Origin of the sequence: Ketobacter sp. MCCC 1A13808 (genome assembly GCF_009746715.1) — a bacterium.
Lineage (GTDB): Bacteria > Pseudomonadota > Gammaproteobacteria > Pseudomonadales > Ketobacteraceae > Ketobacter.
This window is the reverse complement of sequence record NZ_VRKW01000002.1, coordinates 622,241-633,998: the sequence shown is the minus strand read 5'-3', so window position 1 is coordinate 633,998 and position 11,758 is coordinate 622,241. Positions and strand designations below refer to the sequence as shown.

Sequence of the window (11,758 nt, the reverse complement as noted above, 5' to 3'; positions counted from 1 at the left end):
ACTACGCTGCCTGAAACCGCCCGGCTGAATTGAGGAGTTGCTATGTCCGAGGCTAATGGAACGATATTACTAAAGCTGTCCGGCCACCTGATTGATTTACTTTGTGAAGATGATGAAGGAGTAAGTAAGGAGGCGCTCGAGACGCTGTTTGCGGAAGCCGGAATTGATCTTAGCCAGAAAAGCTATAGCCAACAGATACCGGAAACGGACCATGATTTGTTTTTGCATGAAGGCGTTGAATCCAGGAATGGCGTCCTGGCTATTATTATTTCCGGAGAAGATTGGATGCCGGTAATGCAAACGTTAGTGAAGTACGGCAAAGAAATTGAAGCCTACGGCAGTATTAATCATGAACATGGAATCACTGAATTTTATGCGCTGAACGCAGAAGGCGAATCCTATTTCGAGTTGATCGACTTCGAGGCCTCTTTCAATACCGAACGCGAAGAGGAAATCATTGCGGATTGGCTGGGTTTGATCCCCGACGAGATTAAAATTATTTATCCTGAGGTATTTGAAGATAATCAGGAAGAAGACGATTGATTTTATTTGGGTGTGGCGCCAGATGCCTGCCCCATAACGGGATACATGGGGCTTGTTTCTGGCTTTATACCAACTGCGTCGCGTTCATCGGGTAATGGTCTGCACTCCGGTTTCACTGCCAAGTAACAAAATGTCTGCACTGCGCAGGGCAAATAGCCCATTTGTTACGACACCCACAATATTGTTGAGCTGCTGTTCCAGTTTAACGGGTTCCGCAATCTGCATGTGGTGAATGTCGAGAATAATATTCCCGTTGTCGGTAACAAAGCCTTCGCGATACACCGGGTCACCCCCCAGCTTCACGATTTCCCGTGCAACCTGGCTGCGTGCCATGGGAATGACTTCAATCGGTAGCGGATAGTCGCCCAGAACATTGACCTTTTTGCTGCTATCGGCAATACAGATAAACTTGTGTGCGACTGCCGCAATTATTTTTTCGCGAGTCAGCGCACCGCCGCCGCCTTTAATCAGGTTCAGGTTGGCGTCCACTTCATCTGCACCGTCAATATAAACCGGAATTTCATCCACAGCATTCAGGTCATAAACCGGGATGCCGTGATCTTTCAGACGGTCGCGGGTGGCCTCTGAGCTGGCGACAGCGCCCTCGATTAAACCTTTCATATCAGCAGCCAGGAAATCGATGAAGTGGTTAGCAGTGGAGCCGGTCCCCACGCCAACGACTATGCCTTCTTCTACGTATTGCAGTGCGGCTTTGGCAACCGCTTTTTTCATTTCATCCTGATGCATATTCGGGTTCCTGATTGAGTGGCTGTGAGAATGGGCGGGATTGGCAGAGCAAGAAGGGAATTATACGTACTATAAGCCGGGAAAACAGCCTCCAAATGGGCGTAATCCCGCAATTAGTGTATGCTTGCGCTACTCTAAAAGAATAAAATGCCCAGGAATATTCAAAGCATATGCCCATCCGTACCATTAAGAAAATACTTCAGGCCCGGGTCTATGATGTCGCCGTAGAAACACCGGTAGAGCGTGCCCGCTCCTTGTCCCGAAAGCTGCAGAACAGTGTGCTGCTGAAACGCGAAGATCTGCAACCGGTCTTCTCTTTCAAGGTGAGAGGAGCCTATAACAAAATCGTGCATTTGAATGAAGAAGAGAAAACACGCGGAGTAATCTGCGCGTCAGCGGGTAATCATGCGCAGGGTGTCGCGCTGGCTGCGACCCGGTTGGGAATTAAAGCAGTGATCGTTATGCCGCAAACGACGCCAGAGATTAAAGTGAAGGCGGTACGGGCATTGGGCGGAAAGGTGGTGTTACACGGCGACGCCTATGACCAGGCGGCGGCGGAAGCCAACAAGCTTCTGGACAAGCACGGTTACACTTATATTCATCCATTTGACGACATTGATGTGATTGCGGGACAGGGCACCGTGGGCATGGAAATACTGCGGCAGCACACCGGGCCTCTTGAAGCAGTGTTTGTGCCGGTTGGGGGAGGAGGGCTAATTGCAGGCGTGTCCACGTATATTAAATATCTGCGACCGGAAATTAAGGTGATTGGTGTTGAACCGGTGGACTCCAACTGTCTGCAAGCGGCATTGAAGGCGGGGCGCAGGGTGATGCTACCGCAGGTAGGCTTGTTTGCGGATGGTGTTGCAGTGCGCCAGGTAGGAAAAGAGACCTTCAAGTTGGCACGTAAATACGTCGACGAAGTGATTACTGTAACTACTGATGAGATGTGCGCAGCGATCAAAGACCTGTTCGATGATACCCGCTCCATCAATGAACCTGCCGGTGCGCTCGCGGTTGCCGGGCTGAAAAAGTACATTGAACGCAGCGGTATCCGAGATGCAAATTTGATGGCGATTTGCAGCGGCGCAAACGTCAATTTCGATCGTTTACGCCATATTGCCGAGCGGGCCGAAATCGGGGAGCAACGTGAAGCGGTGTTTGCCGTGACCATTCCCGAAAAGCCGGGCAGCTTTCGGCGCTTCTGTCAGCATCTTGGCAGGCGCTCTATCACTGAATTCAACTATCGGTTTTCCAGTGCCGATGCAGCCCATGTCTTTGTGGGTGTACAAACCAGTGATTCGGTGGAGCGCAACCAAATTGTCTCCAGCTTGGAAGCAAAGGGTTATCAGGTGCTGGATTTGTCCGGTAATGAAATGGCGAAATTGCATATTCGCCATATGGTCGGTGGGCGCGGTCCGGGCTCCGGCAATGCAGGAATCCCGGATGAAGTGCTCTATCGCTTCGAGTTTCCGGAGCGGCCGGGCGCATTGATGGATTTTCTGGGCAAGCTGGGACAATACTGGAATATCAGTGTTTTTCACTACCGCAATCACGGCGCCGCTTTTGGCCGGATTCTGGTCGGGCTGCAAGTGCCCCCTAGAGAGCGCAGTCAGTTGAAAAAGTATTTTGCAGAAATCGGGTTTCCCTACTGGGAGGAAAGTGCGAATCCCGCCTATCGCTTATTTTTAAAGTAAAACGGGGTTTTTTCAGGCGGGTGCTGTTAAAGCTAATCGGCTCGTGTTAGCTTCAACGCTAATGGGCGTGCCCATTGACGGTGCTCCCTTCTTTTTTGCCTAACCGATCAATGTTTGTTCGAAATGTGAGCTGTTACTCACCTGCCAGCTGGTTTGGTACAGAAGCTGGACTATAGTTAGGGAAAGAAGATAGGGTATATGAAGTGTTTTATCGCCTTTTGCTCGATTCTAGGTGATCGATGCCAATTGGGTGCAAAAAATCCAGCCACCAATGGGCCGAGCAAAAGCCGGAAATGATTATTAAAATTAGCTGGGAGTGTCTTATCCGCTCGTTATTGAAAGGATAGGGTATTTTTAACGAGGCAAGTGAGAAATGAAGAAAAAGCCAGATCTTTTGGTGGTGTTGATGTTGGTGTTAGGACTCGGCGTGCTTGCCAGCTCCTATACCCAGGGTCAGCCAGATCCGGAAGTGGTCGCCAAGCAGTTTTCTATTAGATGAATAGGTAAAACACCGGTTTGAGCGCGTCCGCGCGAACCAGTTATTGTTCCAGAGCGTTCCTGATTGTACCAAATATAGTGGTTCCGATCTCAAGTCCAGGCGTATACAAAAGTTGAACCGGTTCAATGCTTTATATGTGTGTTGGCGGCTGGCTGACATAGGTATTCTGGTCCGTGACAACCAGGTTCATCGCAATATCCCAGCTTTCGCTGGGCAGTGTTTTGACTCTCTGACACTCATGGGCCACCCCAATCAGGTAAGGTTTTGCGTGCCCGGTAGCCTGGTTTAGATAGGCGAATGTCCGGTCGTAAAACCCGCCGCCCATGCCCATACGCTTGCCCTGATCGTCAAACCCCACCAGCGGAGTCAGTACCAGGTCCAGCGTCCAGACCGCACAGCGGCTATCCTGGTTACATAAAGGTTCGGGAATACCAAAGCGATTTTTGGCGAGCGGCTGGCCCGGAGTGTGAGCCATAAAGAGCAAATGACCGGTTTTGAAGGGGTGCAGTACCGGCAGATAGATTTTCTTGCCCATCCGCCATGCCAATTCCAGTAAAGGTTGCAGATTGATTTCCCCGTCGTTGGGGATATAGGCTGCCACGCGGCGGCTATTGATGAAAGCCGGCAATCTGGCGAGTTGTTTGCAAAGGCCGCGTGAGGCTTCCTGTTGCTGGCGGCGGGAAAGGCTGCGTCGTTGTTGGCGCAGACTTTTGCGTAATGAGCCCTTGGCGCTGGCAGAGTTGTCCGGGATTGCAGATGCTGGCGGTTCCAAGGTGCGATGTACCTACCTTACTTTTTCTGTATAACTTCGGATAAATCGTTCGCGCTGAATTTAAGCGCCCCCCGTTCTGCCGTGACTGGCGGTAGCCCTTGAACCCAAGGTTCAAGGTGGTGGTTACTGTGATATTTCGGGCTTTCCGTCGTGCGGACATGCACGCCCATATCAGCCGTAACCCCCGGGTGAAAAAGCATCGGCTCAGGGACATAGGCCAGAAGCTCGAACAGCGCAGGGGACTGAGTCGCTGATTATAACGGAAGTCGGCGCAGTACACGAATCGGTTAGTCAGGCTTGTGATGCCGGGCGTGTTTCAGGCGTGAGGTGTGGGCTTCAGGTTTACAGATCCATTTGGCGTGCACTGGCCAGCGCACGCTCGATTTTTTCATTGAGTTTTGCAAGCTGCTTTTCTGTGACGCGGTCGTAATGCTCCAGTTCGGATTTCGCCCTGATAAGTTCATGGGCAATATTTAAGGCCGCCATAACCGCGATGCGGTCGACCCCTACAATCTTTCCACTACGACGGATTTCACGCATGCGCTCATCCAGCAGACGGGCCGAGCTTTTCAGGTCGTCCACTTCCGCTGGCGGGCAGCTGACACCATAATCCCGGTCCAGAATACTGACATGTAGTGTATGTAGTTCGTCGCTCATGAATCCTGCTCCAGCGATTTCAGACGAGAAATCATTGCTTCCACCTTGGCTCGTGCCAGGTCATTTTTCTTCATTAAATTGGCACGTTCCTCTGAGAGCTGGGTTTCCCTGTGCTGCAGGGACTTGTTGTGCCGTTTGTATTCTTCACATAGGTCAATGAATTCGTCAACGCGGGTTTCCAGATTCTTGAAAAGCTGCTCAATTTTGTTCATAGGCCGATTCGCATATTTTTGTGGATTTAATGGTACACGAAAGCTCCGCAACGGTCATGGTAAACAATCTTACCGAGCCTCCCCGGGGATTCGCTTTGTGAAGCGATTCTGATTTAAGCTTAGCAGGCCATTGCGGGGATTCCTGGCTTTGCACTTCAGGATGCCGTGGTACAATCATTAAACGTGTTTGAATACAGGATTACACACTATGTCTCTGCAAGTTGAAGACGTTCTGGATTACTACGAGCTGGAAGCAGAGTTGCGCAAAATCGATGCCCTGGCAACCCCGTCAGAAGCCCACGGCATCCTATGCGGCCAGCTTAGTGGGGGGTTGTTGGACGATACCCCTGCCTGGCTCCGCCAATTCATGACTAATCTTGGCGTGAAAGGCGAACCCTGGGAAAACGCCCGTGAGTGGTTCAGCGAGCTGCACCGGTTTACGCTGGAAGAGCTCAGTGATGACCAATTTAATTTCTCGCCCTTGCTACCGGACGATGAAGATCCGTTGGGGGACCGGTTAGGGTCCTTAGCGGAGTGGTGTTCGGGGTTTCTGGCCGGCTTCGGTGCAGCGGGTAGCCGCAAGGTGGAAGAGTTCACCGAAGACGCCATGAACGCGCTGCGGGATATTCAGCAGATTAGCCAGGTTGATACGGATATTGAGGGTGAAGAGGACGGTGAAGCGGCCTATTTCGAAGTGGTGGAGTATGTGCGTATGGCTGCGTTGATGATCTATACCGAGTTTGGCCTGGATCGCGATAATCTGATTCCGCCCGGTGCCACAATCCATTAATAGGATCTGTTTTTACAGATCGAGTCAGCCCCAGAACATTGCCAGGATATTATGACGATAACCAAAAAAGAATTTGCCCAGCGCCGTAAACAATTGATGGCTATGATGGAACCGGACAGCATTGCCATTATCCCATCCGCTCCGATGCGAACCCGCAGCCGGGATACCGAATACCCCTACCGACAGGACAGCGACTTTTTTTACCTCTCCGGTTTTCCGGAACCGGAAGCGGTTCTGGTTTTGATACCCGGCCGTGAGCACGGTGAGTATGTGGTGTTTTGTCGTGAACGTGATCGCGAAATGGAAATCTGGAATGGCTATCGGGCCGGGCCGGAAGGGGTCGTCAAGAATTACGGCGCCGATGACGCGTTCCCGATTGGCGATATTGATGAAATTCTACCGGGTCTGCTGGAAGGTTCGGAGCGCGTATATTACGCCATGGGGCGCGACCAGGATTTCGACCGGCAGGTGATGGAATGGGTTAACACCATACGGGCCAAGGTCCGCAACGGCGCGCATCCACCGGGGGAGTTTATTGCACTGGACCACTTGCTGCATGATATGCGTCTGTTTAAAAGCAAAGCGGAAATCAGCGTAATGCAAGTGGCGGCAGAGATGACAGCGAAAGCACACATGCGAGCGATGGAAGTCTGCCGTCCGGGAATGATGGAGTTCCAGCTGGAAGCGGAGTTTCTGCATGAGTTCGGTCGTCATGGCAGCCGCTTTCCCGCTTATTCGAGCATTGTTGGCGGTGGTGCTAATGGCTGTATTTTGCATTATGTTGAAAACGACGCGGAGCTGAGAGACGGGGATTTGGTGCTGATCGATGCCGGGGCGGAGTATCAGCATTATGCGGCGGATATAACCCGGACCTTCCCTGTGAACGGCAAATTCAGTCCTGAACAGCGCGCACTCTACGATGTGGTTCTGAAAGCCCAACTGGCCGCCATTAAACAGGTCAAGCCCGGCAACCACTGGAACCAACCGCATGAAGCGGCTGTACTGGTTTTAACCAAAGGGCTGCTGGCGCTGGGGTTGCTGCAGGGCAAGCTGAGTGAGTTGATCGAATGCGAAGCTTACAAACCGTTCTATATGCATCGCACCGGTCATTGGCTGGGCATGGACGTGCACGATGTTGGGGACTACAAAGTGGGTGGTGCCTGGCGCGAACTGGAGCCCGGCATGGTGCTGACAGTGGAGCCCGGCATCTATGTGGCCGTGGATGAAGCGAGCGTCGATCCCAAATGGCGCGGTATCGGGATCCGTATCGAGGATGATGTCTTGGTGACAGAGAAAGGCCGCAAGGTGCTTACCCGGGGTGCGACTAAAGATCCTGACGCAATTGAAGCCATGATGGCAAAATCTCGTGGTCGTTCGCCGCGCCGTGTTGCCTAAGGTGCGGACACAGTGAACAACGGAGCGGTCAATACGGATTACGATGTCATCATTATGGGCGGCGGCCTGGTTGGAGCGTCGCTGGCAGCGTGTATGGCCAGGGACGCTGCTTTGCGGATTGCGGTGGTGGAAAAGTTTGTACCGCCGCAGCAGCAGGGGGAATTTCACCCCAGCTACGATGCCCGCAATACCGCGCTGGCCAATGGGACTTGTCACATCTTCGACCAGCTGGGTCTATGGGATCAATTGCGCCGCAATGCGGTACCCATAGAAACAATTGAAATCACCGAACAGGGCAGCTTTGGCAAGGCAGTAATCCGTGCATCTGAAGAGCGGGTGCGGGCGTTGGGCTATGTAATTGAAAACCGCTACATCGGTCAGGCGTTGTCCGGACATCTTGGTAATCTGGCGAATGTCGACTTTTTAGCTCCGGCTCAGGTGATTGGTCTTTACTATGACGGACCGGAGATTGTTGCGACAGTGGAGCAGAACGGCACGCAATCCCGGCAGCGTACACCCTTGCTGGTGATTGCCGATGGCGCAGAATCGCAAGGACGCCAATTGCTGGGCATAGCCTCAGAGTCGAAAGCCTACGAGCAGGTTGCCATTGTCACAACGGTAACGCCGGAATCTCCCCATCAGAATATGGCGCTGGAACGTTTTACCTCGAACGGCCCGCTCGCTATCCTGCCCCAAACCGATAACCGTCTGGGTTTGACCTGGTGCGTCGCGCCGCAGCTTGCCGATGAATTAATGCGGGTTGAGGACGATGTTTTCTTGCGTCGGTTAGAGGCGGTAGCGGGGCGGGGCGTGGGTGCTTTGGTTCAGGTGGGTAAACGGTACCGCTACCCGTTAGCCCTGACGCTGTCGAAAGAGCAGGTGCGCCCGAATGTGGTCGTGCTGGGTAATGCCGCGCATGGTTTACACCCGGTGGCGGGACAGGGGTTTAACATGTCCATGCGCGATGTGGCGGTGCTGGTACAGGTGCTGGACAAGGCCCGCAGACTAGGTCGTCCGGCGGGGGATTTTCGTCTGCTGTCAGACTATTTGCAGCGGCGTGTGCAAGACCAGCGCAACACTATTTTGTTTTCCGACCAGCTGACCAAATTGTTCAGCAACAGGAGTACCCCATTGAATCTCTTGCGCAATTCCGGATTGATTTTGTTTGATTCGCTGCGGGGCACTAAGCGATTGGTGGCTCGCCATGCCATGGGGCGCTCTGTCTCCACTCGTTTGCCGGAAGTCACTTTATGAACTCGAATTCACGGCTCGAAAAGCCGGATGTTTTAATCGCCGGCGCCGGAATGGCGGGTCTGGCTTTAGCGGCTGCGTTGGCGGACTCTGAGGTTTCGGTATTGCTGATCGATCCGCAGATGCCGCCGTCACCGGATCAATGGCCGGATGCGTTTGATCCCCGGGTTAGTGCCCTCACTCATGCTTCAGAGAATATTCTGCGTAAACTCGGCGTATGGGATGACATGGCACAATACCGGATAAGTCCTTTTGCTCACATGGATGTGTGGGACCGGGATGGCACCGGCAACATCCAGTTTCACGCCCGGGATGTGGGGGAGGAACATGTAGGGCATATTGTAGAAAACCGGATCACCACACATTGTTTGCTGCAGCGGGTACAAGCCGCAGACAATATCGAGATCCGGCAGCAGGGACTGCAGAAGATTCTGGAGCGGGACCAGGCAGATGGGTGGCTAGTGGTGCTGGAGGATGGTGCTGAACTGCAACCGGCAATTCTGGTCGGTGCGGACGGTGGCCGTTCGCGGGTGCGGGATCAATTGGGCTTCCGCTGCCGTACCTGGGATTATGGACAACAGGCCATAGTGACTACCGTGAAAACCGAGCAGCCCCATCAGTGTACTGCCCGTCAGGTATTCCTGGAGTCCGGTCCGTTAGCGTTTCTGCCTTTGCAGGAGGGGGCAGGGAATCACCATCGGTCCTGTATCAGTTCTATCGTCTGGACACTGGGGCACGAACAGTCCAAAGCCCTTACAGAAATGGATGATGCCGCGTTTTGCAGCCAATTGGCGCAAGCATTTGAGCACCGGCTGGGCGCTGTGTTGTCGGTGGATCGACGCTTCCGATTTCCGCTGATTCAGAATCACGCGGTGTATTACGCTATGCCTGGCGTCGCGCTGATCGGTGATGCGGCCCACAGCCTGCATCCGTTGGCTGGTCAAGGCATCAACCTTGGATTTTTGGACGCAGCTGTTTTGGCGGAAGAAATTCACAGAGCAGCAGAGAATCAGCTACCGATGCAGGATTTCAGTATTCTGCGTCGCTACCAGCGGCGGCGAAAACCCCACAACTTGTTGATGATGTCGGCAATGGAAGGGTTCAAGCAGTTGTTCGGAGCCGATCTTGCTCCCTTGCGCGTGCTGCGTAACAGGGGAATGTCCCTGTTTAATCAGCATGGGCATCTTAAAAACCATATTATGGTGAGGGCGATGGGAATGGAAGGTGATTTGCCGGTTTTGGCGCAGCCGGGGCTGCTAGCCGACTTCTGATTTGGTAGCAAATTTCTAAACTGCTAAAGTTAGTTTTTCAGGGCTGTTAATTTGCCCTATTGATTTGGATGTAAAACCAGGAGTTAGTAATGTCAACCATGACAACTACAGCAACTACGTTTGTCGTGCGCAATCAACTGGGCCAGTATTTAACCCGCAAGGGTGAATGGGTGTCCGGCAAAGATACAGCGGAGCTGTATCATCAGCGTCACTACGATCAGGCGCTGAACCAACTGATAGAAATGAACGCCAAAGACATAGATCTGCGTGGCAGGGTGTGCGAAGTGGGATTAAGCGAAAAGCTGCGTCCGGTGCTGGAAGAACTCGGGCCGGATCCTCAGCAACCCGAATTACTGCCGGAAGCCGATTCCGGGGCGCCGGCGGCGCAACAGAACAACCAGACACAGGGCCAGCCCGGGACGGAAAACCAGGCCAGCTCAGATGACGGGAAAAAGGCGGATTCCGGCAAAGAAGTCGCCGCTTAAACGAAAACTATTCGGAGCGTTATTGAGTGCGCAACCAAATGGATTGGCTGCTGAATAGTGGTTGGGAGTCAACGAACACGACTCCGATTGAGTTGCGCCGGGTGCGCACATTAACTGCTTCGGCTTATCTATTGCTGCTGCTCGGTGTCCCCTATCTGTTGCGTGCTTTTCAGTGGCAAATTGAAGTTCGCATGGTGGCCATTCCCTGTGCGATGCTATTGATGATGGCCTCCATCCTGTTGCTTCGCTTTACCAAAAAACTCTATCCCGCGTCCCATCTCGCCCCGCTGGCCCTTTATGTGGCGGGAGCCGGCGCCATCTATACCGGTGGTGGAATCGGCTCAATAGCAACCGGATGGTGGTTGGTCGTTCCCTTATTGGCAGGATTGCTGGTGAGTTTACGCACCGGCTTGATGTGGGGCATTTTGATTTTGCTGTCCCTGGCGCTGGTGCACTTTCTGCAGCAGCAAGGCATGCCTTTTCTGGATTTAACGCCGCCGGACTCGCGACCCTCCCAGGTGTTGGTGCAGTGCTTTGGTGTAACTGCGGCCATTCTGATTCTGATGAGCAGCTATCTTTCCCAGCTAGAACAGTCCGAGAAAACTCTGGCCCGTCAAAACCATGATCTCAAACTACATATTCAACGGGCAGAGCAGGCGGAAGAAGACGCCCAACGGGCAGTGCTGGCCAAAACCCGCTTTCTGGCTAATATGAGTCACGAATTGCGTACACCGCTTAATTCGGTGCTCGGCTTTTCGCAGCGTTTGAACAAGCATGTATCCGGACGCCTGCAGAAGCGGGAGATTGATGCTCTGAATCACATTTTAATTAATGGCCAGCGCATGATGCGACTGTTGGATGATTTGTTGGATCTGTCGCGGATAGAAGCCGGCAGTATGACCTTGAGCAAAAGTCCGCTGGAGCTGCAGCAAGCGCTGGATCGAGCCTGGCGCGAGGTCGAGCCTGAGGCGCTGCGGGCTGGCAGTAATGTGAAACTGGTGTTTGGCAACAGTGTGCAGGTGATTGCTGACGGACAGCGTATTGTGCAAGTGCTGATTAGTATTCTGGCTCACAGCATCAAATATTCCGTCAAAAAAACGATTAATGTTGAGCTTGGAAATTTGCAGCAGGGCGGGTTGATTCAGGTTTGCTACTACGCCGAATTGCTTTCCCCGCCCGAGCAGTTGCGCTTGTTTGACCGCTACGATCATTTACACAGTAAATGTGCCAGAGAGGCAGGCAGCTCCGGTCTGGCGTTGCCTCTGGCGTGGGAGCTGGTACTGTTGCATGGTGGTAAATTGACTTTACACCAGGACCCGACAGGTCTGACCTGTTTCAACCTCTTTCTGCCGACCGTTTAATTGAATCGAGCGGAATATGCAGGGAAGCAGTTTCATTTGCAAATGCAAGGTATTATCATCTGATCCCCCAATCTGTTG

13 protein-coding genes and 1 other RNA gene are annotated in these 11,758 nt (G+C 52.9%); 9 read left to right on the top strand and 5 right to left on the bottom strand.

Translation table 11 applies throughout. The features are described from left to right. The first annotated feature begins 42 nt into the window (after positions 1 to 42). Positions 43 to 543 (top strand): hypothetical protein, encoded by a 501-nt coding sequence (locus FT643_RS06715; protein ID WP_156870444.1) that lies wholly within the window; start codon positions 43 to 45, stop codon positions 541 to 543. A gap of 84 nt (positions 544 to 627) precedes the next feature. On the opposite strand, the gene rpiA is transcribed toward FT643_RS06715, so the two are convergent. Further along, the gene (rpiA, locus tag FT643_RS06710) at positions 628 to 1,290 is read right to left on the bottom strand and encodes a ribose-5-phosphate isomerase RpiA (protein WP_156870442.1); all 663 of its coding nucleotides are present in this window, start codon (positions 1,288 to 1,290) and stop codon (positions 628 to 630) included. A gap of 170 nt (positions 1,291 to 1,460) precedes the next feature. On the opposite strand from rpiA, the gene ilvA reads away from it, so the two are divergent. Further along, complete coding sequence (ilvA, locus tag FT643_RS06705; protein ID WP_156870440.1) at positions 1,461 to 2,987, top strand: threonine ammonia-lyase, biosynthetic; 1,527 nt, start codon at positions 1,461 to 1,463, stop codon at positions 2,985 to 2,987. A gap of 373 nt (positions 2,988 to 3,360) precedes the next feature. Beyond that, complete coding sequence (locus FT643_RS23675; protein ID WP_255473884.1) at positions 3,361 to 3,486, top strand: hypothetical protein; 126 nt, start codon at positions 3,361 to 3,363, stop codon at positions 3,484 to 3,486. 130 nt (positions 3,487 to 3,616) lie between these two features. Here FT643_RS23675 and FT643_RS06700 read toward each other — a convergent pair whose 3' ends face one another. The 4 genes from FT643_RS06700 to FT643_RS06685 all read right to left on the bottom strand — a co-directional run bounded on the left by FT643_RS06700 (position 3,617) and on the right by FT643_RS06685 (position 5,127). Continuing rightward, positions 3,617 to 4,258, bottom strand: a complete 642-nt coding sequence (locus tag FT643_RS06700; protein WP_156870438.1) for a 5-formyltetrahydrofolate cyclo-ligase — start codon at positions 4,256 to 4,258, stop codon at positions 3,617 to 3,619. Positions 4,259 to 4,322: 64 nt separating this feature from the next. Continuing rightward, positions 4,323 to 4,502, bottom strand: a non-coding RNA gene (gene ssrS / locus FT643_RS06695) — 6S RNA. A gap of 98 nt (positions 4,503 to 4,600) precedes the next feature. Next, positions 4,601 to 4,915: a cell division protein ZapA gene (locus FT643_RS06690; protein WP_156870436.1), complete on the bottom strand. Its 315-nt coding sequence runs from the start codon at positions 4,913 to 4,915 to the stop codon at positions 4,601 to 4,603. Further along, on the bottom strand, positions 4,912 to 5,127 hold the full coding sequence (locus tag FT643_RS06685; protein WP_156870434.1) for a TIGR02449 family protein: 216 nt from the start codon (positions 5,125 to 5,127) through the stop codon (positions 4,912 to 4,914). The genes FT643_RS06690 and FT643_RS06685 overlap by 4 nt, the downstream gene beginning before the upstream one ends. A gap of 208 nt (positions 5,128 to 5,335) precedes the next feature. Between FT643_RS06685 and FT643_RS06680 the strand changes: the two genes are divergently transcribed. From FT643_RS06680 to FT643_RS23870, 6 genes are all read left to right on the top strand, one after another. Continuing rightward, positions 5,336 to 5,917, top strand: coding sequence for a UPF0149 family protein (locus FT643_RS06680; RefSeq protein ID WP_156870433.1), 582 nt, complete (start codon positions 5,336 to 5,338; stop codon positions 5,915 to 5,917). A gap of 48 nt (positions 5,918 to 5,965) precedes the next feature. After that, positions 5,966 to 7,312, top strand: coding sequence for a Xaa-Pro aminopeptidase (gene pepP / locus FT643_RS06675; RefSeq protein WP_317621962.1), 1,347 nt, complete (start codon positions 5,966 to 5,968; stop codon positions 7,310 to 7,312). A 12-nt stretch (positions 7,313 to 7,324) separates the two neighbouring features. Beyond that, positions 7,325 to 8,566, top strand: coding sequence for a 2-octaprenyl-6-methoxyphenyl hydroxylase (gene ubiH, locus FT643_RS06670; RefSeq protein WP_156870429.1), 1,242 nt, complete (start codon positions 7,325 to 7,327; stop codon positions 8,564 to 8,566). Beyond that, positions 8,563 to 9,834 carry a UbiH/UbiF/VisC/COQ6 family ubiquinone biosynthesis hydroxylase gene (locus FT643_RS06665; RefSeq protein WP_156870427.1) on the top strand — a complete coding sequence of 424 codons (1,272 nt, stop codon included), beginning with the start codon at positions 8,563 to 8,565 and terminating at the stop codon, positions 9,832 to 9,834. The genes ubiH and FT643_RS06665 overlap by 4 nt, the downstream gene beginning before the upstream one ends. 89 nt (positions 9,835 to 9,923) lie before the next feature. After that, a complete protein-coding gene (locus FT643_RS06660) occupies positions 9,924 to 10,319 on the top strand; it encodes a hypothetical protein (protein ID WP_156870425.1) in 396 nt (131 codons plus the stop codon). A 26-nt stretch (positions 10,320 to 10,345) separates the two neighbouring features. Then, positions 10,346 to 11,680, top strand: a complete 1,335-nt coding sequence (locus FT643_RS23870; RefSeq protein ID WP_156870423.1) for a sensor histidine kinase — start codon at positions 10,346 to 10,348, stop codon at positions 11,678 to 11,680. Positions 11,681 to 11,758: the final 78 nt, after the last annotated feature.

Excerpts from the sequence above, each read along its gene's own strand:
- FT643_RS06685 (WP_156870434.1), bottom strand. The coding sequence starts at position 5,127 with ATGAACAAAATTGAGCAGCTTTTCAAGAATCTGGAAACCCGCGTTGAC.
- FT643_RS06660 (WP_156870425.1), top strand. The coding sequence starts at position 9,924 with ATGTCAACCATGACAACTACAGCAACTACGTTTGTCGTGCGCAATCAA.
- FT643_RS06690 (WP_156870436.1), bottom strand. The coding sequence starts at position 4,915 with ATGAGCGACGAACTACATACACTACATGTCAGTATTCTGGACCGGGAT.
- ilvA (WP_156870440.1), top strand. The coding sequence starts at position 1,461 with ATGCCCATCCGTACCATTAAGAAAATACTTCAGGCCCGGGTCTATGAT.
- FT643_RS06665 (WP_156870427.1), top strand. The coding sequence starts at position 8,563 with ATGAACTCGAATTCACGGCTCGAAAAGCCGGATGTTTTAATCGCCGGC.
- FT643_RS23675 (WP_255473884.1), top strand. The coding sequence starts at position 3,361 with ATGAAGAAAAAGCCAGATCTTTTGGTGGTGTTGATGTTGGTGTTAGGA.
- rpiA (WP_156870442.1), bottom strand. The coding sequence starts at position 1,290 with ATGCATCAGGATGAAATGAAAAAAGCGGTTGCCAAAGCCGCACTGCAA.
- FT643_RS06715 (WP_156870444.1), top strand. The coding sequence starts at position 43 with ATGTCCGAGGCTAATGGAACGATATTACTAAAGCTGTCCGGCCACCTG.
- FT643_RS06680 (WP_156870433.1), top strand. The coding sequence starts at position 5,336 with ATGTCTCTGCAAGTTGAAGACGTTCTGGATTACTACGAGCTGGAAGCA.